The following is a 1,463-nucleotide window of genomic DNA, read 5'->3' on the forward strand; positions in this document are numbered from 1 at the left end:
CTCTGACAGACTGCGGTGGTTCAGACCATGGCCAGCCGCTGTTTGCGTTGTGGCGCGTGAAACGCTTGGTCCAGCGCCTCCAGATCCCCGGGTTCAAGCTGCAATGTTGCGGCCTGGGCATTGAGCCGCACATGCTCGGGTTGGACCGCTTTGGGGATGGCGATCACTCCTTCCTGACGCAGTATCCATGCCAGCGCCACCTGTGCCGGTGTGACCCCGTGACGGGCGGACACTTGCCTGAGCGTAGCATTGGCGAGCATTTTACCGCCTTGGCCAATCGGGCAGTAAGCCATGACCGGCAACCGCCGTTGTTGGCTCCAGGGCAGCAAATCAAATTCTATGCCCCGTTGTTCGAGGTTGTAGAGCACCTGATTGGTGGCACAGGCCGGGGCGTCCAGTTCCAGCAAGTCGTCGAGGTCGAAATTGGACACGCCCCAACGACCGATCTTGCCGGCTTCGCGCAGGCGTTCGAAGGCCTCGACGGTTTCCTCCAGCGGATACTGGCCACGCCAATGCAACAGATACAGATCGATGTAATCGGTGCCAAGCCTGCGCAGGCTTCGCTCGCACGCCAGGGGAATGCCCTGGCGACTGGCGTTGTGCGGGTACACCTTGCTGACCAGAAAGACGCTGTCGCGCTGGCCGGCGATGGCATCGCGGACCACTTCCTCGGCGCCGCCTTCGGCGTACATTTCAGCGCTGTCGATCAGGCTCATGCCCAGTTCGATACCCAGGCGCAGGGCCGCGACTTCTTCCGTGTGCCGTGAACGGTCTTCGCCCATCTGCCAGGTCCCCTGGCCGATAACCGGGACCCTGGCGCCAGCCAATTCAAGCGTGCGCATGCAAACCTCCTGTGTGTATTCGGTGAAAAGTGTAGGAGCTGCCGCAGGCTGCGATCTTTTGACTTTGATTGTTCAAGATCGAAAGATCGCAGCCTGCGGCAGCTCCTACAGGGAGTGTGTACCGACCTAATGATTTTCTGATCCGTTTTTTCTTTGAACATTCCCCTGCCAGTGATCGATTGGTACCGCCCGAAACTGCACTTTTTCGCAATGTCCGGCTCTATCCATGGCAGCCTGCGGCGATCCCCACCGTCGGCCCATGCCCAAGTTCAAGAACCCATGGCTCGAGTTTCACCCGCAATCACTTCAAAAATCCGCCGTCATTGCCTGCTGCTGGCAGGTCTGTCGATGTTCTTCGTCAGCGGTTGCAGCCAGCAGCAGGGCGGCGACATCCTCACCCAGATGCGCGAAGGCAAACCCCAGGAGTTAATGCAGACCAGCGTCGACCGCATGGCCTCCCTGACCATGCGCGACAACCTCAACAGCCTTTACCTGCTGATGAGCAAGCTCTACCTGCGTAATCCCGATGAGCTGAAAAAGTCCGGTTTCCTCGATGCCCGCACCGCCGGCAAGCAAGTGCGCATGGCCATCGAACAGCAGCAGCCGTTACCGACCCTGGGT

At 59.7% G+C, this 1,463-nt stretch carries 1 protein-coding gene and 1 pseudogene; one reads left to right on the forward strand and one right to left on the reverse strand.

Annotated elements, in window-relative coordinates; genetic code table 11:
• Positions 1 to 20: 20 nt before the first annotated feature.
• Positions 21 to 842, reverse strand: coding sequence for an aldo/keto reductase (locus AC1DVH_RS31040; RefSeq protein ID WP_477757007.1), 822 nt, complete (start codon positions 840 to 842; stop codon positions 21 to 23).
• A gap of 279 nt (positions 843 to 1,121) precedes the next feature.
• On the opposite strand from AC1DVH_RS31040, the pseudogene AC1DVH_RS31045 reads away from it, so the two are divergent.
• Positions 1,122 to 1,463: pseudogene (locus AC1DVH_RS31045) on the forward strand (hypothetical protein); the annotation flags it as partial.

The sequence above is a fragment of the Pseudomonas sp. P4_C3 genome (genome assembly GCF_056402075.1).

Excerpts from the sequence above, each read along its gene's own strand:
- AC1DVH_RS31040 (WP_477757007.1), bottom strand. The coding sequence starts at position 842 with ATGCGCACGCTTGAATTGGCTGGCGCCAGGGTCCCGGTTATCGGCCAG.